Source organism: Pseudomonas sp. O230, from assembly GCF_045447035.1.
GTDB lineage: Bacteria > Pseudomonadota > Gammaproteobacteria > Pseudomonadales > Pseudomonadaceae > Aquipseudomonas.
In genome coordinates this window covers 108,861-130,935 of sequence record NZ_JBJGXN010000006.1, presented here as the reverse complement: position 1 = coordinate 130,935, position 22,075 = coordinate 108,861, and the positions used below count along the sequence as shown (strand labels likewise).

At 57.2% G+C, this 22,075-nt stretch carries 18 protein-coding genes and 4 tRNA genes; 16 read left to right on the top strand and 6 right to left on the bottom strand.

The features are described from left to right. The first annotated feature begins 102 nt into the window (after nt 1-102). From ACI77H_RS14190 to ACI77H_RS14170, 5 genes are all read left to right on the top strand, one after another. Nucleotides 103-633 carry a DUF2059 domain-containing protein gene (locus ACI77H_RS14190; protein WP_214377600.1) on the top strand — a complete coding sequence of 177 codons (531 nt, stop codon included), beginning with the start codon at nt 103-105 and terminating at the stop codon, nt 631-633. A gap of 12 nt (nt 634-645) precedes the next feature. Further along, nucleotides 646-945 carry a BolA family transcriptional regulator gene (locus ACI77H_RS14185; RefSeq protein ID WP_017340055.1) on the top strand — a complete coding sequence of 100 codons (300 nt, stop codon included), beginning with the start codon at nt 646-648 and terminating at the stop codon, nt 943-945. Nucleotides 946-1,046: 101 nt separating this feature from the next. Next, on the top strand, nt 1,047-1,988 hold the full coding sequence (locus tag ACI77H_RS14180; protein ID WP_407012433.1) for a rhodanese-related sulfurtransferase: 942 nt from the start codon (nt 1,047-1,049) through the stop codon (nt 1,986-1,988). Between the two features lie 3 nt (nt 1,989-1,991). Then, the gene (locus tag ACI77H_RS14175; RefSeq protein ID WP_214377598.1) at nt 1,992-2,630 is read left to right on the top strand and encodes a DsbA family protein; all 639 of its coding nucleotides are present in this window, start codon (nt 1,992-1,994) and stop codon (nt 2,628-2,630) included. Beyond that, complete coding sequence (locus ACI77H_RS14170) at nt 2,623-4,440, top strand: ABC transporter ATP-binding protein (protein WP_407012432.1); 1,818 nt, start codon at nt 2,623-2,625, stop codon at nt 4,438-4,440. Before ACI77H_RS14175 ends, ACI77H_RS14170 begins: the two co-directional genes overlap by 8 nt. A gap of 1 nt (nt 4,441) precedes the next feature. Here ACI77H_RS14170 and ACI77H_RS14165 read toward each other — a convergent pair whose 3' ends face one another. Continuing rightward, nucleotides 4,442-9,139, bottom strand: coding sequence for a hypothetical protein (locus ACI77H_RS14165; RefSeq protein WP_407012431.1), 4,698 nt, complete (start codon nt 9,137-9,139; stop codon nt 4,442-4,444). Between the two features lie 287 nt (nt 9,140-9,426). On the opposite strand from ACI77H_RS14165, the gene ACI77H_RS14160 reads away from it, so the two are divergent. Then, nucleotides 9,427-11,886 (top strand): EAL domain-containing protein, encoded by a 2,460-nt coding sequence (locus ACI77H_RS14160; protein ID WP_407012430.1) that lies wholly within the window; start codon nt 9,427-9,429, stop codon nt 11,884-11,886. 78 nt (nt 11,887-11,964) lie between these two features. Continuing rightward, a complete protein-coding gene (locus ACI77H_RS14155) occupies nt 11,965-12,726 on the top strand; it encodes a TenA family transcriptional regulator (RefSeq protein ID WP_407012429.1) in 762 nt (253 codons plus the stop codon). A gap of 79 nt (nt 12,727-12,805) precedes the next feature. Here the strand turns inward: ACI77H_RS14155 and sugE are convergent, their stop codons facing one another. The 3 genes from sugE to rdgC all read right to left on the bottom strand — a co-directional run bounded on the left by sugE (nt 12,806) and on the right by rdgC (nt 15,279). Beyond that, nucleotides 12,806-13,120 (bottom strand): quaternary ammonium compound efflux SMR transporter SugE, encoded by a 315-nt coding sequence (gene sugE / locus ACI77H_RS14150; protein ID WP_010456757.1) that lies wholly within the window; start codon nt 13,118-13,120, stop codon nt 12,806-12,808. A gap of 119 nt (nt 13,121-13,239) precedes the next feature. Further along, the gene (locus ACI77H_RS14145; RefSeq protein WP_407012428.1) at nt 13,240-14,205 is read right to left on the bottom strand and encodes a bile acid:sodium symporter family protein; all 966 of its coding nucleotides are present in this window, start codon (nt 14,203-14,205) and stop codon (nt 13,240-13,242) included. Nucleotides 14,206-14,358: 153 nt separating this feature from the next. Next, a complete protein-coding gene (gene rdgC / locus ACI77H_RS14140; protein WP_008035659.1) occupies nt 14,359-15,279 on the bottom strand; it encodes a recombination-associated protein RdgC in 921 nt (306 codons plus the stop codon). 160 nt (nt 15,280-15,439) lie between these two features. Here rdgC and ACI77H_RS14135 point away from each other — a divergent pair. From ACI77H_RS14135 to ACI77H_RS14120, 4 genes are all read left to right on the top strand, one after another. Next, a tRNA-Val gene (locus tag ACI77H_RS14135) sits at nt 15,440-15,515 on the top strand. Between the two features lie 19 nt (nt 15,516-15,534). Next, nucleotides 15,535-15,611 (top strand) — tRNA-Asp (locus tag ACI77H_RS14130). 188 nt (nt 15,612-15,799) lie between these two features. Then, a tRNA-Val gene (locus ACI77H_RS14125) sits at nt 15,800-15,875 on the top strand. A gap of 19 nt (nt 15,876-15,894) precedes the next feature. Continuing rightward, nucleotides 15,895-15,971: transfer RNA gene (locus tag ACI77H_RS14120), tRNA-Asp, on the top strand. A gap of 143 nt (nt 15,972-16,114) precedes the next feature. Here the strand turns inward: ACI77H_RS14120 and ACI77H_RS14115 are convergent. Together ACI77H_RS14115 and ACI77H_RS14110 are read right to left on the bottom strand one after the other, a co-directional pair. Beyond that, the gene (locus ACI77H_RS14115; RefSeq protein ID WP_407012427.1) at nt 16,115-17,284 is read right to left on the bottom strand and encodes a catalase family protein; all 1,170 of its coding nucleotides are present in this window, start codon (nt 17,282-17,284) and stop codon (nt 16,115-16,117) included. Beyond that, entirely contained in the window at nt 17,281-19,089 is a 1,809-nt protein-coding gene (locus ACI77H_RS14110) for a di-heme-cytochrome C peroxidase (protein ID WP_407012426.1), read from the bottom strand. Before ACI77H_RS14110 ends, ACI77H_RS14115 begins: the two co-directional genes overlap by 4 nt. Nucleotides 19,090-19,358: 269 nt before the next feature. Between ACI77H_RS14110 and ACI77H_RS14105 the strand changes: the two genes are divergently transcribed. The 5 genes from ACI77H_RS14105 (at nt 19,359) to ACI77H_RS14085 (ending at nt 22,059) form a co-directional block, all read left to right on the top strand. Continuing rightward, on the top strand, nt 19,359-20,075 hold the full coding sequence (locus tag ACI77H_RS14105) for an FKBP-type peptidyl-prolyl cis-trans isomerase (RefSeq protein ID WP_059401927.1): 717 nt from the start codon (nt 19,359-19,361) through the stop codon (nt 20,073-20,075). Between the two features lie 294 nt (nt 20,076-20,369). After that, nucleotides 20,370-20,825: a YkvA family protein gene (locus ACI77H_RS14100; RefSeq protein WP_407012425.1), complete on the top strand. Its 456-nt coding sequence runs from the start codon at nt 20,370-20,372 to the stop codon at nt 20,823-20,825. Nucleotides 20,826-20,938: 113 nt separating this feature from the next. Next, nucleotides 20,939-21,280, top strand: a complete 342-nt coding sequence (locus tag ACI77H_RS14095) for a helix-turn-helix domain-containing protein (protein ID WP_150631666.1) — start codon at nt 20,939-20,941, stop codon at nt 21,278-21,280. Next, entirely contained in the window at nt 21,277-21,648 is a 372-nt protein-coding gene (locus ACI77H_RS14090; RefSeq protein WP_003223109.1) for a hypothetical protein, read from the top strand. The genes ACI77H_RS14095 and ACI77H_RS14090 overlap by 4 nt, the downstream gene beginning before the upstream one ends. Next, complete coding sequence (locus ACI77H_RS14085; RefSeq protein ID WP_407012424.1) at nt 21,649-22,059, top strand: sel1 repeat family protein; 411 nt, start codon at nt 21,649-21,651, stop codon at nt 22,057-22,059. It abuts the gene before it with no gap. Nucleotides 22,060-22,075: the final 16 nt, after the last annotated feature.

Sequence of the window (22,075 nt, the reverse complement as noted above, 5' to 3'; positions counted from 1 at the left end):
CTAAATCAGGCCCGACAAGGCTTGGGGTTGAGCGACACACTTTTTTAGGCGCAGAATGGACGCCCTTGGGGTTTTACCTCGTCTGCTAGAAAAGGAAACTCGATGACTCGTCTTCGTGCCATCTGTACCGCGGTTGCACTGGTTTGCGCCAGCGGCCCTGTTTTTGCCGATACCGCCAGCCACAACGCCAGTGCCGAAGCTTTCCTGACCCTGGCGCACGCTGACAAATTGGGCACTCCGGTGTACATGCAAGTGCAGCAAATGTTCGCTCAGCGCTTTGAACAGACCAAAGCCCCTGAATCGAAAAAAGCCTTGCTGGAAACCTACCAGGCCAAGGCCAACGCCGCTCTGGACGCAGCCATTGGCTGGAACAAGCTGAAGCCGGACATGGTCAAGCTGTACACCACCAACTTCAGCGAGTCCGAGCTCAAAGACCTGGTCGCGTTCTACCAGTCGCCACTGGGCAAGAAAGTCCTGGAAAAAATGCCGCAGCTGACTCAGCAATCGGCCCAGATGACCCAAGCCAAGCTGGAAAGCGCCGTGCCTGTGGTCAACAAACTGTTGGCTGACATGACCAACGAGCTGGATCCTAAAGCCGGCGCCGCTGCTCCTGCTGCCAAGAAAAAGCCTTAAGCGGAGCTCGGTATGACCATGCAACAACGCATCGAATCGACGCTGGGCCTGTTACAGCCCGAGCACCTGCAAGTGCTGGATGAAAGCCATATGCACAGTCGTGGGTTGCAGACCCATTACAAGGCCGTGGTGGTCAGCCAGCAGTTCGAGGGGCTTAACCGCGTCAAGCGTCATCAGAAAGTCTACGGCACGCTCGGCGAGCTGATGGGCGAGTTTCATGCGTTGGCGCTGCATACCTACACGCCTGAGGAATGGGCACAGATCGACGCAGCCCCGGCCTCGCCGACCTGTGCTGGCGGCAGCAAGCATTAACCCTCGGTTTTTTGCTAGAATCCGCAACGCGCCGCTTACCCGGCGCGTTTTTTTTGAATCCGGTTCACCCCTTACGAGGGTAGCCACCTGGAGAATCACCCATGACACAACAGATTGTCGTGGCGGCACTGTATAAGTTCGTCACCCTGGAAAACTACGTCGACCTGCGCGAGCCCCTGCAGCAGGCGATGGTCGACAACGGCATCAAAGGCACGCTGCTGATCGCCGAAGAAGGCATCAATGGCACCGTCTCCGGCAGCCGCGAAGGCATTGACGGGCTGATGGCCTGGCTCAAGAACGATCCGCGCATGGACGACATCGACCACAAAGAGTCGTACTGCGACGAGCAGCCGTTCTACCGCACCAAAATCAAACTCAAGAAAGAAATCGTCACCCTTGGCGTCGAAGGCGTGGACCCGAACAAAAAGGTCGGCACCTACGTTGATCCAGAGAACTGGAACGCGCTGATCAGCGATCCGGAAGTGCTGCTGATCGACACGCGCAACGACTACGAAGTCTCGATCGGCACTTTCGAAGGCGCCATCGATCCGAAGACCACCAGTTTTCGCGAATTCCCCGACTACATCAAAGCCAACTTCGACCCGGCCGTGCACAAGAAAGTCGCGATGTTCTGCACCGGCGGCATTCGTTGCGAAAAGGCTTCGAGCTACATGCTCAGCCAGGGTTTCGATGAGGTCTATCACCTCAAGGGCGGCATTCTGAAGTACCTCGAAGAGGTGCCGCAGGAAGAAACCAAATGGCAGGGCGACTGCTTCGTCTTCGATAACCGCGTGACTGTGCGTCATGACCTTAGCGAAGGTGACTACGATCAATGTCACGCCTGTCGTACACCGGTCAGTGTCGAAGACCGCGCGTCCGAGCACTACGTGGCCGGCATCAGTTGCCCGCATTGCTGGGATAAGCTGAGCGAGAAAACCCGTCGCAGTGCCATCGATCGGCAGAAGCAGATCGAACTGGCCAAGGCCCGCAACATGCCTCACCCGATCGGCTACAACTACAAGCAAACCCCTTCCGAGGCTTGAACCATGTCTGCACGCCGCCTGCTCTATGTGATGGACCCGATGTGTTCCTGGTGCTGGGGCTTTGCGCCGGTGGCCAATGCGCTGGTCGAACAGGCGCAGGCGGCGGGGGTGGATGTGCATTTGGTAGTGGGCGGCTTGCGCACCGGCAGTGGTTCGGCGTTGGAGCCGACCACCCGACGCTACATTCTTGAACATTGGCAGGCGGTCACCGAGGCCACCGGCCAACCCTTCAAGACCGAAGGCGCATTGCCCGAAGGCTTTGTGTACGACACCGAACCCGCCTGTCGGGCGTTGGTGACGGCGCGCAGCCTGGCACCGGATTGTGCGTGGAAACTGCTCGGTCTGATCCAGCATGCGTTTTACGCAGAAGGGCGCGATGTCACCCACGCCAGTGTGCTGGTGGAGCTGGCGGAGCAGGCCGGTCTGCCGCGCATCGAGTTCGCGGCTGCGTTCGACCGCGCCGATCAACATGCTGCGACAGCGGCCGATTTCACTTGGGTGCAGGACCTCGGCATCGCCGGGTTCCCCACCTTGCTGGCCGAGCGCGATGGTCAATTGGCGTTGTTGACCAATGGCTATCAGCCTCTCAGCGTCCTGTCACCGCTGCTCGGCCGCTGGCTGGAGCGCGCTGCCTGTGCATGATCTACCCGACGACGCTCCAACCGCTCCCCGTGTCGACCGTCTGAGCTGGGCGGAAATCCGCCGCCTGGCCCTGCATCACAAAAAAGCCCTGTGGATCGCCAACGGCGTGGCCGTGCTGGCGACCTTGTGCAGCGTGCCGATTCCCTTGCTCTTGCCGTTGCTGGTCGATGAAGTGCTGCTGGGCCACGGCGACGCCGCGCTGAAAGTCATGAACCACGCACTGCCCGAAGGCTGGCAGAAAGCGGCGGGGTACATCGGCCTGATGCTGCTGGTGACCTTGTTACTGCGCTGCGGTGCCTTGCTGTTCAACGTGGTGCAGGCAAAGTTGTTCGCGGCATTGGCCAAAGACATCGTGTACCGCATTCGCCTGCGGCTGATCGAACGCCTCAAGCGCATCTCCTTGGGTGAATACGAAAGCCTGGGCAGCGGCACGGTGACCACACACCTGGTCACCGATCTGGACACGGTGGACAAATTCGTCGGCGAAACCCTCAGCCGTTTCCTCGTCGCCATGCTGACCCTGGTCGGTACCGCGAGCATTCTGATCTGGATGCACTGGAAGCTGGCGCTGCTGATCATGCTGTTCAACCCGTTGGTGATCTACGCCACGGTGCTGCTGGGCAAGCGGGTCAAACACCTGAAGAGACTCGAGAACGACAGCACTTCGCGCTTCACTCAAGCGTTAACCGAAACACTCGATTCCATCCAGGAAGTGCGCGCTGGCAACCGTCAGGGCTTTTTCCTCGGGCGCCTCGGCCAGCGTGCGCGTGAGGTACGCGATTACGCGGTGACTTCGCAGTGGAAAACAGATGCCTCGAACCGGGCCAGCGGTTTGCTCTTCCAGTTCGGCATCGACATTTTCCGCGCTGCGGCGATGCTCACCGTGCTGTTTTCCGACCTGTCCATTGGCCAGATGCTCGCGGTGTTCAGCTATCTGTGGTTCATGATCGGTCCGGTGGAACAGCTGCTGAATCTGCAATACGCTTATTACGCGGCGGGTGGCGCGCTGTCGCGGATCAACGAGCTGCTGGCCCGGGCCGACGAGCCTGAGTACCCGGGCGGGGTCGACCCGTTCCACGGTCGCGAAACCGTGGGTATCGAAGTCCAGGGATTGAGTTTCGGTTACGGCGACGAGCTGGTCTTGAATCAGATGAACCTGTCGATCGCTCCCGGTGAAAAAGTCGCGATTGTCGGCGCCAGCGGCGGTGGCAAAAGTACGTTGGTGCAGTTGCTGTTGGGCTTGTACACACCGCTGGCCGGGACGATCCGCTTCGGCGGTTCGACGCAACAGGATATCGGTCTGGAAACGGTGCGGGAAAACGTCGCCGTGGTCCTGCAACACCCGGCGCTGTTCAACGACACCATCCGCGCCAACCTGACCATGGGCCGTGAGCGCAGCGACGAAGCTTGCTGGCAGGCACTGGAAATTGCGCAACTGCACAACACGGTTCGGGAATTGCCCAACGGCCTGGACAGCATCGTCGGTCGGTCCGGCGTGCGCTTGTCTGGCGGTCAGCGCCAACGCCTGGCAATCGCCCGAATGGTGCTGGCCGAACCGAAAGTGGTGATCCTCGACGAGGCTACTTCAGCACTGGATGCCGCCACCGAATACAACCTGCACCAGGCATTGGCGCGGTTCCTGAGTCACCGCACCACCCTGATCATTGCGCACCGCTTGTCAGCCGTGAAGCAAGCCGACCGGGTGCTGGTGTTTGACGGCGGGCAGATTGCCGAGGATGGCGACCATCAGCAACTGATTGCCGAGGGTGGTTTGTACGCCAAGCTGTATGGGCATTTGCAACAACACTAGATCAGTGCCACAGGACGTTCAGCGCATTTTCACCACCGTCGAAACCGAATTCCTTGATTACAACCGCACAGGATTCGCAGGGTGGCATGGTGGTGGCGACGTTAACCGTTTCGATCGATCCGGGATCGGGGTATTTTTCGCGAATCACGCTGATCAACTTGCTTTCGCTGTCCAGTGACGTGGGCTTGAGAGTCAGTGTCGGACGATAGCTTTCAATATCTTTTATTGTCTCTGGCACAGCGAGTAATTTGCCTTCATCAGACACATGGAGTGATGTGCTGGGAAAATCTTTGTTCATATCAACATTGAAGTAGGTCGTTGCGCCGACCTTGACCTGATCTGCGCCAAGATTTTGTCTGAACAAAGGCAGATATCCCGTCGCCCCCTGTGCTCCCGAAACACTTACATAAACTTCCCGCGTCCCGGTGCTGGTGACTACTTCGGCATAAGCGATGTTTCTGGCATTGAACGAGCGCTGGTGACGAGGGATAAGCTTGTGAAGCTTTTGCATCGTGCTGTCGATCCTCAATGCGCTGTCGGCATTTTTCAGCACGATGCTCGGCTCAAGGAACAATGCATCGAAAATTTCCACGGTTCTTTGACGGAAGGCTTCTGATGCGACCTTGCTGCGCGACCAGCTTGTTGCACCTTTCGGCAGCTGGGTGACAATCATGCGAGTCGAGTGATCGAACAGGGCCGCCTCGCCTGGGCTGGTATCGACCTTGATCAATTTGAGCGTATCGGGTGGGTTGGCATGGCCACCTATTGGTATGGCGATCTCTTCCATCGTGTTTAGCGCGCGCTCAACCCGATCCACACCATAAATCCTCGCCATGTTGTTGGAATTCAACGAGCCGGTGTACACCACCAACAACTCCTCCCGCAGTTCGGCCGGCAAGGTTGACGCTTGCTTGAAGACCAGTGCCTCACCCAGGCTTTGCCCTTTCGCCAGCTCGGCAACGAAAAAATCCCCTGCATCAAGACGTGTGAAAACATACTGTTTCGAACCGTCGATTGAGTCGGCGATGATGGCTCCGGAGTGGAAAGTATCGGTCACACCCTTTTCCGTGACGCTGATTTTGACCCGCCCGTAAATGCCTTTGCGGAACTCCATCGTCGCGTCGAGTGTTGTGTGAGTGGCCAACGAAGCCTTTGTCAGTGGGGCGCCGGCAGCGCCTGGTGTGTAAATACTATCGCCGAACCAGGTGGCCCATCCCTTGGTTTCATCGAACGTGCCCAGTGCGGGTACCGGGGCCGGGTCTCGCGTCACATAGCGGGTCGTGCACATCTCTCCCGGGGCGCGTTGCGGTCGGCAAGGTATCGACTTCAGCGAATCGCTCGGGTCAATCAAGTCCGCACGGTGCAGCGTGTCGCCCTTCAGTCGGTACGGTACGTCATCGACGAACAGCGTTGTTCGGCCGTCCACTTCAAGTACCTCCCTTACGCGCGTGTTTTCGGGGAGCTCGACGGTGACATGCTGGTTGGTTTTTTCCAGCGTGCCGTAGCGGGATTTCCCTAACGAAAACTCGTTTGAGTAGGGTCGCAATGCCGGGCCGAAAGGTTTTGCCGACAATGGGTCGACAAAGCGGTAGTCGGACCTGCCTGCGGACGCAACGTTGCGCACCGGTACGTCGTGCAACCCCTTGAAGCTTGCTAATTGATCACCCTCCACCAAAGGACGCCAGCGACCCGGATTATCCACGTGGGCAAAGCCATCGATAAAGCTGTGGCTGGCGGTTCTGCCCGCAGCTGTCCGAATGCTTTTGTACGCAGGCCTAAGCACACTCTTCACACCGGTGTACAAACCTTTTATTGACCCCCGTGCGAGCCGGAAACCCAGGGTCGGGAGGCCGTAAAACGGAATTGTGTTTTGTACGAGTGAAAGGGTCAGCTTCTGAAAAAGTGAACCGAACTCGGGAAGTGCAGCGCTTACGCCAGACCGGACTGCTGCGGAAACCAGTTTCATTGATCCGGAGACAAATTTTCCCAGCGGAAAGGCAAACGAGACGACATCGACAATCAAGCCAAAAACGGCCCATATCGTTTTTTTCGGGTCGCCTGACAGCAGGTCGCTGATACCGCCCCAGAACGGTATGAATCCTTTGACCGAATCCAGCCAATGAGGGCGGGTAGCGGCGTGTTCAATCCCGGTTTCGCCTTTCGCCGCTTTACCAAGCAATTCTTCGTCAAAAAAGAAAAGATTGTTGGCGATGTAGTGGGCAAGTTCAGCGGCACGGGAAAACGTTGCGGTGGGGGGCGAAGCTTGGTCGGGGGCAGCCGTAAATGTTTTACCAAACTGGTCAATGATGGCCGTGCACTCCGCTTTCTCTCTTGGGAAACTACCCCTCTCATGAGCCTCCCAATCAAATGGAACACGTTTGCCGCGTATCACCTTGATGATATTGGCCTCCCCAAAGATCGTCCCTTGGACCTCGCGAGCTTGATGAACTCCATTAAGCATGGCTGATGAAAAATCCGTGCGCTTTCGAATGATGCCGGCTCTTGGTAAACATTCGTAATAGGCAACGTTGGACTCATAAGTGATTTTTAGAATGAAGCCCATGCGAAGCCGCAGTGGTCGCGTGATGTCCGGCGTCTCCTCGTCAAACGCGATTTCATCGGTGGACCTCCTCAAGGTGTAGATCTTTACTTCTCCCAGCTCGATGCCTTGTCGATCATCATGGGGGAGCGAAGAAAGCTGACTTTTTAGCAGTGTTTGATACGCGCTCTTGCTCAGATCAAGGTGGTTTTTGAATGCTGATTCAAATAGTTTTCCGATATCCGGCAAGGGTTTTTGCGTCACTGTTGGGGGAAGCCACGGGGCTGTGGTTTTTACCGTGCGATCACTGTTGATGCTGATTCGGTGGGATGTTTTGCGTATCCCGTCCTTCATTGTTATGAACCAGTTTCTTTCTGGGGTCAGTCCTCCTGACGTATAAACATCCAGGAAGGAGTACGCCTTGTCTTTTAGAGGCGGTGTTTGAAGGACACCGCCCGCATCGATGTCTCCAAAGTCCTCGATCAATTTTCGCCCGTCGGAGATGAACACGGAGGACGCCAATAAAAAGGGTTGTACCAGTTTTCCTTCAGCGTTTAGTTGCAACGCGTCTCTGAAGTATTTTTTGATTTCTTGCTCGGCGATGACCTTTCTTTCGGGATAACTGACGTCCAGTTGAATAATGGCCTTTTTCAAGGCGTCTGTTTGCTCGTCGAGTGCTTTTATGGATTGGGCTTTTTCCTCAGACGTGTAATCCGAGTCGCGCCTCTCAAGAATCACGCCGTTGGTGATTGCCCATTCCAGGGCTGGGGGCATTCGAGCCAACGCTATAAGCCCCAGCTCTTGCGAAGTCGCTTGCATCGACTGCTGAAGTGGGAGATCCACGAGTTGCTGGAAGGACAGGCGCTGGATCAAGTCTGGTGCCATGGCATCTGCAAGCGTTACGCCATGAACGAAGTTCACCCACACAACCGAGCTTCTGTAAGTCAGGTCGGGCGGGATATGGGGAACCTGGAATTCCCTCGGAAACTCAGGTTGGAACAGACGAGCGAGCAAGATTGACTCCGTCATTGACGACGCTCGTTTGGATTCCCTTAAATGTTGTTCGAATGCGGCCCAGATAGTCTGGTAACTCTTTCCCCAGTTTGAACGCTGCTGCCAAGGGTAGCCGGCGATATCTTCAGGCTTGTTATCGTGCGCCACTGCTGTCCATAAACGGATCGCTTTGCTGACCAGTTTTATCCGGATTTCAGGTGAGCTGTCTTCGTCTGTATTGCCGCCATACCATTTCAGACCTTTCAGTAAAGCGTTACCCAGGCGCACGGACTCGGCAGAACGCAAGATTTTTTCAAGAAATACGGTGGGTGTCGCTCGGGCTTGCTCGGTAGTGGTTCTGGGAAGTGCATTTTTTTCAAGGTGACTAAACAGCGAAGTTTCCGTTGGAGGAAGGAATCGTTTGACGATGTCGTTGATGTCCCTGTTTCTAAGTTGGGTGATCAGTGCGTCCATTGTCATTGAAGCGGTCAGATTGTTTTGGTGCAGGCGTCTGAGGATTTTTCGGTCCGCAGGGGTGGGCGCGCGATTCAACACGTTGATATCAAGGCCACTGTCCAGTCGCAACGTATGTCGAGCGAGTTTCTCTTCCAGTGCGTGGATTGCCGCGAGATGTTCGTTTGCGTTTCCCGCGTGCCAGGGGAGAATTCCGTAGTAAGTAGTCATCTGCACCAGCTTGACTGCGCCGTCGGCCCGAATGATTCCCCCGATTTTTATTGCATCCTGGTTGATGGCAGTCATCAGGTTGAGCCATTTCGGAGCACTTGTGACAAGCACCGGGTTGCCGTTGTTGTCGTGTTCAAATTTAAGTTGTTGGGTGGGGAGGTTCAGAATCGATTTGCGTTTTTTGTCTGTCGTGAGGATTTCATACTTCACTGCATCATCTTTTACCGTCAACTCCAGTGTGACCGGGTCATTACCTGAGTTCAGGCAATGTGCGCGGTACCCTGGGTCCGTCAGGAGGGGTTGCAAGAGTGCGCGTCCCTGGGCGCTAAATTGTAAAAGCGGGGAGTGAGTGCCCGGGGGGATTAATATTTTTTCAAAATCGGCTGTTGAACTTTCTGGCTTTTTTAGATAGGCGAGTAGGGCGTTGTAGTCCGATAGAACGCCTTCGTATTTCATGGTTTCGGAATATTCTGGTGTTTGCATTTGAGAACTTCTCTTAAATGTCAGTGGATTGGCGCATCGCTCAACGCAATGGAGCCGTGGACCGATTTCAAGAGAAAATGAGCAAGAGGGGGCGGTACATAGTTATGTGATGGCGTTTTTTCGGGGAAGTGTCGCGCGAGGTGCGTCCACATCTCTCTGAAAACAGTTATTTACCTGCACTTGCCCATAGAAAGGGCTTCCCGCTTGCCGGGATCGAGAACGCACCCTAGTCTAGCTATAGCGATCACGTTGGATGATGATCGGGCAGTGCTAAAACAAGGGACCTCATGAATCGAACGCGGACTCTCGGAACTCCACGGTTGTTGGGCATTGTCTGGCCATTTATCGCCGTCGTGCTGTTTCAGGCCTTGCTGGGCGGCGTCAGCCTTTATGTACTTTCGGCGGTGCGCGGCTATGTTGCCGGTGAAAGCCTCTGGTCCAAGGGTCAGAAAGACGCCATCTATTACCTCAATCTCTACGCCGACAGTCACGACGAGACGATATTCAACAAATACCAGAACGCGATTGCCGTGCCTCAGGGGGGCCATGAGTTGCGTGTGGCGCTGGATGATCAGCCGCCGAATATCGACGCCGCGCGCATGGCGGTCCTCAAGGGCGGCAACCACCCGGATGACGTCAATAGTGTGATCTGGCTGTACCTGAATTTCAGGCACTTCAGTTACCACCAGAAGGCCATTGACCTCTGGAGGGTGGGCGACGCTTATATGGTGCAACTCGATGACATTGCGCGGGAGATGCAACAGCGCGTCATCACCGGCCAGGCCACCGATGCCGATATCAAGCGCTGGAAAGATCAGATATTTGTCATCAACGAAAATGTGACACCGGCGGCGAAGGCTTTCAGCGATGCCTTGGGCGAAGGCTCGCGGAGGATCCTGCGGCTGTTGTTGGTGATCAACCTCGCCACCGCTCTGGGCTTGATTGTCCTGGCCCTGATGCGCACGCACAAACTGCTCAAACAGCGCCATGCGTTCGCTGACGCGTTGCAGTTGGAGAAGGAGCGGGCACAGATCACCCTGCAATCGATTGGCGATGGCGTGATCACCACCAATGTCGACGGCGCAATTGCCTACATGAACCCCGCCGCCGAGGCGTTGACGCACTGGAAGGCCGAGCAGGCGACAGGTTTGCCCCTGGCTGCGCTGTTCAATCTGCTGGACGAAAACGCCCAGGCCGATGGCTTTACGCTGATCGAGTACATCCTGAGCGGTCAGCTCAGTGGTGGCAGCGAGCATTCCAAATTGATTCAACGGCTGGATGGCAGCACGGTTTCGGTCACGCTGGTCGGTGCACCTATCCGTAATGCCGGCAAGGTCAGCGGTACTGTGCTGGTCTTGCATGACATGACTCAGGAGCGGCAATACATTGCCAATTTGTCCTGGCAGGCGACCCATGACGCCTTGACCGGCCTCGCCAACCGCCGCGAATTCGAATATCGGTTGGAACAGGTGCTGCATCACCTGACGCGGCAGGCGGGGCGCCATGCTCTGATGTTCCTCGACCTGGATCAGTTCAAACTGGTCAACGACACCTGCGGTCACGCGGCGGGAGACGAATTGTTGCGGCACATTTGTGCGCTGCTGCAGTCCGGTTTGCGCGAAGGCGATACCCTGGCCCGCCTGGGTGGCGACGAATTTGGCATCCTGCTGGAGAATTGTGCACCGGAAGCCGCGGAGAAAATCGCCGAGGGCCTGCGGCAGACGGTGCAGAACCTGCACTTCGTCTGGAAAGGCCGGCCGTTCGTGACCACCGTGAGCATCGGGCTGGTGCATATCAATCAGCACCCGACCACCCTCGAAACATCGCTGCGCGCCGCCGACATGGCCTGCTACATGGCCAAGGAAAAGGGCCGCAATCGGGTTCAGGTCTATCACGCCGATGACTCGGAACTGTCCCTGCGCTTTGGCGAAATGGCCTGGGTGCAGCGCTTGCACATGGCCTTGGAAGAGAACCGCTTTTGTCTGTATGCCCAGGAAATTGCAGCCTTGGGTCATGTCGAAACGGGCGGCGGGCATATCGAAATCCTGTTGCGCCTGCATGACGAAGCCGGCCGCATGATATTGCCCGACAGTTTTATTCCGGCGGCGGAACGTTATGGCCTGATGACTTCGCTAGATCGTTGGGTTGTGCAGAATGTTTTCAAGATCATTGCCCAATGTATAGCGGAGAAACATAAAGGTCCGTTGGCGATGTGTGCGATTAATCTGTCAGGCACAACTATCGGAGATGAGGCGTTCCTGGACTTCCTGCGTCAACAGTTCGTAACTTATTCCATACCGCCTGAAATGATTTGTTTTGAAATTACTGAAACCAGCGCTATTTCCAATCTTGGAAGTGCAATTAGATTTATTAATGAACTCAAAGGCTTAGGTTGTCTCTTTTCGTTGGATGACTTTTGCGCCGGTATGTCCTCATTCGCCTATTTGAAACATTTGCCTGTAGACTTCCTGAAGATCGACGGGAGTTTCGTAAAGGATATGCTGGACGACCCGATTAACCGCGCCATGGTCGAAGTGATCAATCACATCGGGCATGTAATGGGTAAGCGTACGATTGCCGAGTTTGTTGAAACACCCCAGATCGAGCAGGCATTGCTTGAGATCGGGGTGGATTACGCTCAAGGGTATGTGATTGAGCGCCCGCATCTGTTTACCTGCGATAGTTTACAAAGTCGTCCTGCCAGGCCTCAGCCGTTGTTGTTCAAGGCGCCTGGCACGTTCCGTTGAAATCTCTTGCTGATCCTTACAATCACAATCAAAAGGAACCCGACAGTGATCGACACATTCAACAGAACCGGCCCCCTCATGGAAGCTGCAAGTTATCCCGCCTGGGCTCAGCAACTGATCCAGGATTGCAGCGAGAGTAAACGCCGGGTTGTCGAACACGAACTGTACAGGCGCATGCGAGACAACAAGCTCAGCGCCAAAACCATGCGTCACTACCTGATTGGTGGCTGGCCGGTGGTCGAACAGTTCGCGTTGTATATGGCCCAGAACCTGACCAAGACCCGTTTTGCCCGCCATCCTGGCGAGGATATGGCGCGCCGATGGTTGATGCGCAACATCCGGGTGGAATTGAACCATGCCGATTACTGGGTGCACTGGAGCCGTGCGCACGGTGTCAGCCTGGAAGATCTGCAGGCGCAAAAGGTGGCTCCTGAACTTCACGCCTTGAGTCATTGGTGCTGGCACACCAGTTCGGCGGACTCGCTGATCGTTGCCATTGCCGCCACCAATTACGCCATTGAAGGCGCGACCGGCGAGTGGTCGGCGCTGGTCTGTTCCAATGGCATCTATGCGGCATCGTTCCCCGAAGAAGATCGCAAGCGGGCCATGAAGTGGCTGAAGATGCATGCCCAGTATGATGACGCCCATCCGTGGGAAGCGCTGGAAATCATCTGCACGTTGGCGGGGCTGAACCCGAGCAAGTCACTGCAGGCTGAATTGCGCGGGGCCGTGTGCAAAAGCTACGACTACATGTATCTGTTCCTGGAGCGTTGCATCCAGCTTGAGCATTCGGAAAAGGCGCCGGTCGCGCGTGAGCGCAGGGCATTGGCCGAAAGCTGACAGTCACCATTGAAAAAGCCCGCGTCCTCTATCGTTTAGCGATAGAGGATGCGGGCTTTGTCGTATTGGCCTCAAGCTGTCAGGCGCTGACTTTCAGTCCAATCAACCCGGCAATGATCAATGCCACGCTGGCCAGCCTGAACAGTGCCATCGACTCACCAAACAGGATGATCCCGGCGATGACCGTGCCCACGGCACCGACGCCGGTCCAGATCGCATAGGCCGTGCCCAAGGGTAATTCCTTCATCGCCAGGCCGAGCAGGCCAAGGCTGATGGCCATCGCGGCAACCGTCAACGCAGTTGGGAGAGGACGGCTGAAACCATCGGTGTATTTCAGCCCGACAGCCCAGCCCACTTCAAACAGGCCGGCGAAAAACAGAATGATCCAGGACATGAGAGACCTCCATCGATTGACGGGGTCGTCCCCAGATTAATGACTCGATCGAGCCGCGAGGTCGTCCTCGCGTTGCGAAGTATGGTGCCAATCATTAACCCGGGGATCAAGTTTGCCGCTTATTCAGTCACTTGCCGGGCCGCGGTTTCCCGATCTTCTTTCTCGCTCATCCGGCGGAAATACGTCGAGAGCAGCGCCCCGGAAATGTTGTGCCACACACTGAACAACGCGCTCGGCACCGCGGCCAGCGGCGAGAAGTGCGCACTGGCGAGCGCTGCGCCCAAACCGGAGTTTTGCATGCCGACCTCCAGCGCCAGGGATTTACGCTGGGCCAGTGGCAACTTGAACAGCCGTCCGGTGAAGTACCCCAGCAGATAGCCGAAGCTGTTGTGCAGCATCACCACCGCCATGATCAACAGGCCGGACTCGGAGATCTTCGCCTGGCTGGCAGCCACGACAGCCGTGACGATGATCACGATGCTGATAACAGAAACCAGCGGCAACACGTCCACCGCGTGGCGAACCCGGTCACCGAGCAGGCGCTGAGCGACCACGCCGAGCACGATCGGCAGCAGCACTACTTGCAGGATCGACCAGAACAACTCCATGAAGGACACCGGCAGCCAGGCCGAGGCGAGCAGCCAGATCAGCGCTGGCGTCAGCAGTGGAGCGAGGAGGGTGGTGACGGCGGCGATGGCTACCGACAGCGCCAGGTCGCCACGGGCCAGCCAGGTCATGACGTTTGATGAGGTGCCGCTTGGGCAGCAACCGACCAGGATGACACCGACGGCGATTTCCGGCGGTAGATGGAACACCTGGCAGAGCAACCACGCCACACCGGGCATGATCACAAAATGCGCAACTACGCCCAGCGCCACGCGCCACGGATGGCGAGCGACTTCGGCGAAGTCTTCGAGCTTGAGGGTCAGGCCCATGCCGAACATCACCAGCCCCAGCAGCGGAACGATGGCACCTTTCAGGCCGAGGAACCACGCCGGTTGCAGGAAGGCCACGACGGCGAAAATCAGAACCCAGTAAGCGAAGGTATTGCCGACAAAACGACTCAATGCAGCCAGTGCACGCATGGCCTGATCCTTTTTATAAGAACTGCAAAAATCCTGTAGGAGCTGGCTTGCCAGCGATGGAGTGTCAGACAAATGGGTGTCGACTGACACACCATCGTCGGAACGCCACCCCTAGCAAGTCCGCACCTACAGTGCAGTAGCGATCACAAGGTTTTAGATCCCCTGCGGAGTCTCTTCACCGCCCAACGCTTCAACCAGCGCAGGGAGGAAATCGCCGAAGGTCAGCATCATCAGAGTGAAACTGGCATCCAGCTGGCCGAGGGCTTCTTCGCCGCCGTCCTGCTCCGCCTGATCCTGCAGCAGGTCTTCGAACTTCAGGCGTTTGACCACCATCTTGTCATCGAGGACGAAAGACAGCTTGTCCTGCCAGGCCAGCGACAGCTGAGTGACCACTTTGCCGGTGCTCAGGTGCAACTGGATTTCTTCGCTGGTCAGGTCCTGACGCTTGCAACGTACGATGCCGCCGTCTTCGTGGGTGTCGCGCAGTTCGCACTCGTCCAGCACAAAGAAGTCATCCGCGGCTTTCTGAGTGGTGACCCATTCCGTCATGGTGGCGGTCGGGGACATCTTCACGGTCAGCGGACGCACCGGGAGGGTGCCGATCACCTCACGCAGGGTCGACAGCAGGTCTTCGGCTCGTTTCGGGCTTGCCGAGTTGACCAGAATCAGCCCTTGCTTCGGTGCAATGGCTGCAAAGGTCGATGAGCGACGGATAAAGGCGCGCGGCAGGAAGGCCTGGATGATTTCATCCTTGATCTGGTCGCGTTCCTTTTTGTAGACCTTGCGCATTTGTTCGGCTTCTATCTCTTCGACCTTTTCCTTCACGGCGTCACGCACGACGCTGCCCGGCAGGATGCGTTCTTCTTTACGCGCGGAGATCAGCAGGAAGTCGCCGCTGACGTGCACCAGGGGCGCATCTTCGCCCTTGCCGAAAGGCGCGACGAAACCGTAGGTGGTCAACTCCTGGCTTGCACATGAACGCGCCAGTTTGGTGGCCAGTGCAGTTTCCAACGCCTCGGCATCAAAAGGCAGATCTTGGGTCAGGCGATAGATAAGCAGGTTTTTGAACCACATGGGGCGAGTCTCTCCTTTATACAAAGTGGGGCATTATTCTCTTCGTGGCGCCATAGGCCAACCCTTCTCTAAGCCTTTGGAAGGCCTGAAAAAATTATTTAAAAAAGTGCTTGCCAGAGGTGAGGTCGCTCCGTAGAATGCGCGCCACACCGAAAGTGAAGGGTGATTAGCTCAGCTGGGAGAGCGTCTGCCTTACAAGCAGAATGTCGGCGGTTCGATCCCGTCATCACCCACCATTCGCTTCAAGTGTTACGCGCAGCGGTAGTTCAGTCGGTTAGAATACCGGCCTGTCACGCCGGGGGTCGCGGGTTCGAGTCCCGTCCGCTGCGCCATATTCGGTAACCTGGAACGCTGAACGCCAGGTCACCATGGAAAAGCCCGCTAACGCGGGTTTTTTTCTGCCTCAAGTTCCTGCTGGATGCATCGTTTCACTGGTTTTCAGATTTATTTGGATTATTTTTCAATTAAATCAACATGTTATGAAAATCTGTGGCACAATGCGCCCCGCAACGAAGGTAAAGGGTGATTAGCTCAGCTGGGAGAGCGTCTGCCTTACAAGCAGAATGTCGGCGGTTCGATCCCGTCATCACCCACCATTTACTTTCAACGCTACGCGCAGCGGTAGTTCAGTCGGTTAGAATATCGGCCTGTCACGCCGGGGGTCGCGGGTTCGAGTCCCGTCCGCTGCGCCATATTCGGTAGCCTGGAATGCTGAACGCCAGGTCACCACGGAAAAGCCCGCTTTAAGCGGGCTTTTTGCTGTCTGGGGTTTGGCTTTTTTACTGGCTTCCACTGAAAAAGCGACCTTCCGGTCGCTTTTTTCGTTTGTGCCTGCTTACTGTTCGGCGTTTCGGCTGTGTCGGTAATCGCTGACTGCCTCGTAAACAGCTTTGCGCAAGCGGTTGATGCCGCCAATCGGGCGATGGGCCTCAACACCGAACCAGGGATTGAACGACTGGTTGTCGCATTGCAGGTTCAACGCTGGCGTGTCGAAGTCCTGAGCTGGCACATTGATCCGCGCCACCGTCTGGAAAGGCGCGTCGCTTTCCTTCCATTCAACGCTGGTGTCTTCGATCGGCATGTACTTGCCTGCATCTTGCTGCTGGATTTGCAGGACAAAACAGGCGGGCACCCGATCGGTCGACAGTTGCTGGTTCAGCGCATTGCGCAGAAAGTTCGGCAACTTCTGGTTTTGCGCGGGCAGGGCGTAGGTCGGGCAGTTCACCGGGTCGGGCATGACCCGAAACTTGGCATTGGTCTCACCGAACTTGTAGGGCGAAACCGAAAAGTACGTCGTCTGGGTCGGGCTCGGTGGTGGTGGAGAAAGCGTCGCCAAGGCAATAAACAGATGACGAACCTGCCAAGTACGCGGGTCCCAGCCCGGAAAGAACGCCATCACCTTCTTGCCGTCCGCCTGGGCAGCGACATTCTGACGGTATTCGGAGACATCGCTGACAAAGAAGTTTGGATGGCTGAACATCACGAAGTCCTGCTCGCCGCGACGCTGTTGATCGCTGAGCAGTTGTTTGCCTGGCACATCGAGCAGTTTGATCGCCATGCCCCGTGCATCGCGGATGCTGTCGAATTGCGGGTAAGCATTGCCGTTGGACAGGCGCATCGTCGCTTGCCAGGTCTTGCCCGGCTCACTGAACACACCTTGACGCAACTCTGCCGCCAGATCCGGCAACACCTGCACCTCGGCCTTCACGCAGCCATGGGCCTTGGCATGCGCGTCACGCAAATAGCGAGTGCTTTCACGGTGTTGATCGACAATCCGTACGGCGGTCTGGATCACGTCCTGGGTCATGGCGGCTTCGCCATCCGGAATCTGCTCCAGTGCCGAGACCGGCCCACGGTGCTGCCAGGCAAACCAGGCGGTGGCCAGCGCCCAGCCAAGCAAGCCGATGCCCAGCAGAACCAGCAGAGTTTTGCCGAGCAGGCGACCCAGCCACAGCCAGATCCGGGCAAACATCGGCAAGTCCTTCTTGAAGGTGGTCATGATCATGGCAATTGCGCCTCCAGCGGGCCGCCCAGCACTTTAAGGTATTCCAGCAGCGCCCAGCGTTCCTCGGGTTGCAACAGACGGCCAATTACCCCGTTGCTGCGCTTGCCAGCGCGGAACTCATGGCCGCTGTTGTGGTTGCCGGTAATGCGCGTATCGAACAGGAAGCCGTTGGTGAAGGCTTCGGTGCGATAGCCCAAGTGTTTCGGGTCGTACTCGAACGTGCCTTTGTAGAAGGTGGCTGCGCGTTCGTCCTGGGGCGAGAGCAATTGATAGATACTCGGCACCGAGCCGTTGTGCAGAAACGGTGCGGTCGCCCATACGCCTGATAGTGGTCGAGCCTTGTAGGCCGCTTTTTCACGAACGCCGATCGGCAGGCCGAAGCCGTCGAGCCGGGGCTTCTCCGCTGCTGTGACCTTGGACTCCCGGTAAGCCCGGTCCTCGACGAATGCCGTGACGTAGGCCAGTCCCTTGGCCACCGAAAGCTGACTCAGGTCCAGCGGCTCTTCAGGTGTCGGGTGCAGCTTCACGTCCAACTGTGCCAACTCCCTCGGGTCCCATTGCAGTGCGGTCAGGTCGAAACGGTGGTTGGCGATGTTGTCCGCCGCCGTCGGATCAGTGCCGATGACGTCAACGGGCAGCATGTGTAACTGCTGCACCCATCGCTCGCCTTCCTGGGTAGTCCGCGGAACGTGGCAGCCTGCGCAGTTCTCTGTGAACAGTGCGCGACCTTTGGCGGCCAAGGGCTTGTCGACCGCGCCCAGCAACTCCTCCGGCCAGGCCGGCGGTTTGAGTCGTTGCAGGGTTTCTTCGATCTGGTGCAAATCACGCACCCGCACGCTGGACGGATAACGGTTGTCGCCCGTGAGTGGCTGCCCGTTGCTGTCGAAGAAATTCAGCGTAGCGCCTACCCCCAGGGCCTCACCGATATTGCGAGCCATTGGCTGCTGTGCCGAACCGTTCCACTGCACCCAATCGAAGGTCCACATGTCCCACAGTTGTGGATAGTCGACCGGCGCGTTGGCCACTCGATAGTTGGCGGGTGAAATTGCGTCGCCGAAACTGGCGTTGGCAATGCGCCCGAACGCGTCGGTGCGGCCAGGGCCTTCCTCGGTCGGGTAGAGCCCTCGGTGAGTGTCGTTCCAGGCTACTTTCAGGAACGTATCGAGAGATGTTTTGAAGTCTTTGCGCAGTTGTTGATGCTCTGCGTCGTAATTCTGGCCCAGCACGTTGCGGGCGAATCGTTCGAATTTCCACGGGTTGTAGTAAGTCGAGGTCAGACTGGCGACCAACGCTTGTCCGAAACTGCCGCCGCGCAGTGTAGGAACGCTGGATGGCAGAACATGCTGCGCCGAACCACCATCGATGCGGATCGCTTGACCGTTCAAGCGCAATTCGCCGGTGTGGCACGCGGCGCAGGTGATGTCCAGAAACTGCTCCTGGCTGCCGGGGTTTTGATGGCGGGCGAAACCCACGGGCAGGTTACCGGGGTTGTTCGGCGTGGCTTTTTGACTGGGGTCGATCAGAAAACCGAAGCGCGCGAGGTAGTCCGGTGCAGCAAACCGTTGTTGCGAAAAGGGCAGTTCGAGCGCGTTGAACCAGTCGTAGCGCAAGCCTTTGACCTGAGTGCCCTGGGGTGTGAAGTAGTAGGTCTGGCGGTCGGCCGCGCTCCATTGCTCCAGGTAATGCACCTGTTGTACAGGCGGCCAGCTCGGCAGTTTCGGGTTGGCGACGTAATACAGAATCACGGCCAGGCCCAGGCCCAGCAGCGCAAAGATCAGAACCAGCAAGCGATAAAAGAGGCGCAAGTTAAACATCCTTGTCGATTTGTCGCTCTCTTATGCCTCAGCTGCAATCGGCGGGCAAGTGGCCATTACGTCAGTTGTTGTGGGGCGAGTCTGTTGTCGCTGTGCGACGAAGATGACAGAAGCTTCATCATCCGATTCCGGAAATGCGTTAAAACACCTGAACTTATCAGAAGTTTCCTGCTCTCATGCCGGTAGCCATTGGTCGTGGCCGCCTGATAAGCTCGCGGCTTTACTCGATTGCCCTTTAGGCGCATGAACAAGGAAATAGCATGAAACAGCATCGGTTGGCGGCGGCGGTGGCCCTGGTTAGCCTGGTACTTGCGGGTTGTGACTCGCAGACCAGCGTAGAGCTGAAAACCCCGGCGCAAAAAGCTTCCTACGGGATTGGCCTGAACATGGGCAAGAGCCTGGCTCAGGAAGGCATGGATGATCTGGACTCCAAAGCCGTTGCCCAGGGCATCGAAGATGCCGTCGGCAAGAAAGAACAGAAGCTGAAGGATGACGAGTTGGTCGAGGCCTTCGCAGCACTGCAGAAGCGTGCTGAAGAGCGTATGGCCAAAATGAGTGAAGAGTCGGCAGCCGCCGGCAAGAAATTCCTCGAAGACAACGCCAAGAAAGCCGGTGTCACCACCACTGCTTCGGGCCTGCAATATGAAGTGGTCAAGAAAGCTGATGGCGCACAGCCTAAGCCGACTGACGTGGTGACTGTTCACTACACCGGCACCCTGACCAACGGCACCGTGTTCGACAGCTCTGTCGAGCGTGGCAGCCCGATCGATCTGCCGGTCAGCGGCGTGATTCCGGGTTGGGTCGAAGGTCTGCAACTGATGCACGTTGGCGAGAAGTACAAACTGTACATCCCTAGCGAACTGGCTTACGGCGCCCAAAGCCCAAGCCCGGCGATTCCAGCCAACTCGGTGCTGGTATTCGACCTGGAGCTGCTGGCGATCAAGGATCCGGCAAAACAAGACGACGCTGCCAAGTAATTAGCGTCCGTCCTGACAACAACGCCTCGCTTATGCGGGGCGTTGTTGCATCTGGAGTCCGGCGAGGGTAAACAAAGCGAACGGATGTTGCAGGTTGAAGTCATAGCCATTGAGGGGGCCTGCGCTAGCCGCGCCGGAGCGCCAAGTCAATGAAATCTTGGGTTTTTTTTATGTGAGTAAAAAACGCCCGATCTGAGTTGAGCCCTTATGAGACGGGGCTTTCAGCGGTGAAATGCAGCTCTGTTCACAAGGTTATCCACAATTTGTGTGGATAACATTTCAGTGGGAGGAATGATGAAAGCACCCTGGAATTTCGCTCGTTTCTTGCCATTGGCCGGACGTCTGCTTGCCCGTGGACGATTGCCAACGCTGTTGTTCGCGGTGGCCAGCAAAGGCGCCAGCCAGGGCAACCGTTTGGGCAAGCTCAAAGAGGACCTGCGTCTGTTGCAGGCGCTATGCCTGGCCTACTGGCGTGGCGAATACCGGACCATCAGCCCTAAAGCGCTGATCTCGGTGGTGGCAGGCCTGATGTACTTTCTGAGCCCGGTGGATGCGATTCCGGATTTCATTCCGGTGTTCGGCATGCTCGATGACATCGCGGTTCTCGCCTGGCTGATGAAGGTTCTGGATGACGAACTTAACGCTTTCCGCGCCTGGCGCAATCGGCAGTTGCCGGAGAAACTCGCGGTGGTCGAGCGACTGCCCGATACCCCAGAGCAACTTCAGTTGCAGGGCCCGAAAAAAACCTGAGTCGATTCAGGATCATCCCTATATTCATACCCTCGCGACCTTGGCCGCTGTTAGGATTACACTTCTAAGGAAAAGCGCCGACTCGCTAAGTGTCGTTGTCCTACGGGGAAGTCATGGATATTCAGATAATCACACGCGAAGGCGAGCCCGAGTATGCGGTTGTTCCGTGGGCTCAGTATCAGGCTCTACTCAAAGCAGCAGGTATCGATCAGCAACCGTCGCGGGTCGCCCCGGAGCGTCACGCGGCAACACCAGACCAGATTCTTCCGGGTCTGGATCAACTACGCAGTTTGCGCGAAGGGAAGGGCATCGCCATCGAGGCGCTGGCCCGCACGGTAGGCATCAGCCCGTCTTATCTGGCCTTGATCGAAAGTGGCGAGCGTCAACCCGACGCAGCGATTCGCCGCAGCCTGGCCTGGGAATTGACGGTGCCAGGGTGGAGGGATGAATCGTGAGCGTACGCATCAGTCGTCAACATTGGGACGGGTTGCTGGGCGAGCTGGATCAGGCGCGCCGCCAGCGTCATCTGCTGACCTACCGCGCGTTGCTGGAGCGTCTGCAATTGCCGACGCCGGCCATGCAAACCCTGACCGCGGCCCTTGAACACTTGGCCGCACTGGACGCCAAGGCCGAGCAGCCACTGCGCAGCTCGCTGGTGATCAGCCAGGGCGCAAGTCGCCTGCCGCGTACCGGTTTCTTTGAATGTGTCGAGCGCCTGGGGCGTTTCTCCGGTCCGTCCGATGGCGTCGCCGCCGCCTCGTGGCATGCCTCGGAAGTGGTGCGAGTCTTCGAATACGAATACCCCGAATCGGCGGAAGCCTGAGTGTTTTTACGACTCAAGGCACGGGCCTCTTACTGGTTGGCCCGTAGGCTGTTTCACTGGTCATGGTTTGTGCGCCAGCCTCGTGGCTGGAAATGGCTCGAGGGTCAGTTCGCGCGCATGGCGAATCTGGGTGATGTTGGTGCCCAGAGCTTCTATGGCCATATCCTGACCTTTCGCGGCGTTGGCCTTGGGGCACGTGAGGAAGGTGTCCGGTTGTTGCGTCTGGCGGCGTTGGCGGGCGATGGCAAGGCGGCGTATCAGGTGGGCGTGATCTGCCTGGCCGGGACGGCGAGCAAAGCGCCGGATCCGGATGAAGCGGCTCGGTTTTGGGCGATGGCTGCCAAGGCTGGACATCCGTTGGCTGAGATCAAACTGAAAGAATTGGCGTCTCGTGGTCCCTCAGATAATTAGTGGCTTGCCCGCGAAG

What these genes read in the sequence shown, in the direction of transcription:
- ACI77H_RS14190 (WP_214377600.1), top strand. Translation starts at nt 103, where the DNA reads ATGACTCGTCTTCGTGCCATCTGTACCGCGGTTGCACTGGTTTGCGCC.
- ACI77H_RS14185 (WP_017340055.1), top strand. Translation starts at nt 646, where the DNA reads ATGACCATGCAACAACGCATCGAATCGACGCTGGGCCTGTTACAGCCC.
- ACI77H_RS14180 (WP_407012433.1), top strand. Translation starts at nt 1,047, where the DNA reads ATGACACAACAGATTGTCGTGGCGGCACTGTATAAGTTCGTCACCCTG.
- ACI77H_RS14175 (WP_214377598.1), top strand. Translation starts at nt 1,992, where the DNA reads ATGTCTGCACGCCGCCTGCTCTATGTGATGGACCCGATGTGTTCCTGG.
- ACI77H_RS14165 (WP_407012431.1), bottom strand. Translation starts at nt 9,139, where the DNA reads ATGCAAACACCAGAATATTCCGAAACCATGAAATACGAAGGCGTTCTA.
- ACI77H_RS14160 (WP_407012430.1), top strand. Translation starts at nt 9,427, where the DNA reads ATGAATCGAACGCGGACTCTCGGAACTCCACGGTTGTTGGGCATTGTC.
- ACI77H_RS14155 (WP_407012429.1), top strand. Translation starts at nt 11,965, where the DNA reads ATGGAAGCTGCAAGTTATCCCGCCTGGGCTCAGCAACTGATCCAGGAT.
- sugE (WP_010456757.1), bottom strand. Translation starts at nt 13,120, where the DNA reads ATGTCCTGGATCATTCTGTTTTTCGCCGGCCTGTTTGAAGTGGGCTGG.
- ACI77H_RS14145 (WP_407012428.1), bottom strand. Translation starts at nt 14,205, where the DNA reads ATGCGTGCACTGGCTGCATTGAGTCGTTTTGTCGGCAATACCTTCGCT.
- rdgC (WP_008035659.1), bottom strand. Translation starts at nt 15,279, where the DNA reads ATGTGGTTCAAAAACCTGCTTATCTATCGCCTGACCCAAGATCTGCCT.
- ACI77H_RS14115 (WP_407012427.1), bottom strand. Translation starts at nt 17,284, where the DNA reads ATGATCATGACCACCTTCAAGAAGGACTTGCCGATGTTTGCCCGGATC.
- ACI77H_RS14105 (WP_059401927.1), top strand. Translation starts at nt 19,359, where the DNA reads ATGAAACAGCATCGGTTGGCGGCGGCGGTGGCCCTGGTTAGCCTGGTA.
- ACI77H_RS14100 (WP_407012425.1), top strand. Translation starts at nt 20,370, where the DNA reads ATGAAAGCACCCTGGAATTTCGCTCGTTTCTTGCCATTGGCCGGACGT.
- ACI77H_RS14095 (WP_150631666.1), top strand. Translation starts at nt 20,939, where the DNA reads ATGGATATTCAGATAATCACACGCGAAGGCGAGCCCGAGTATGCGGTT.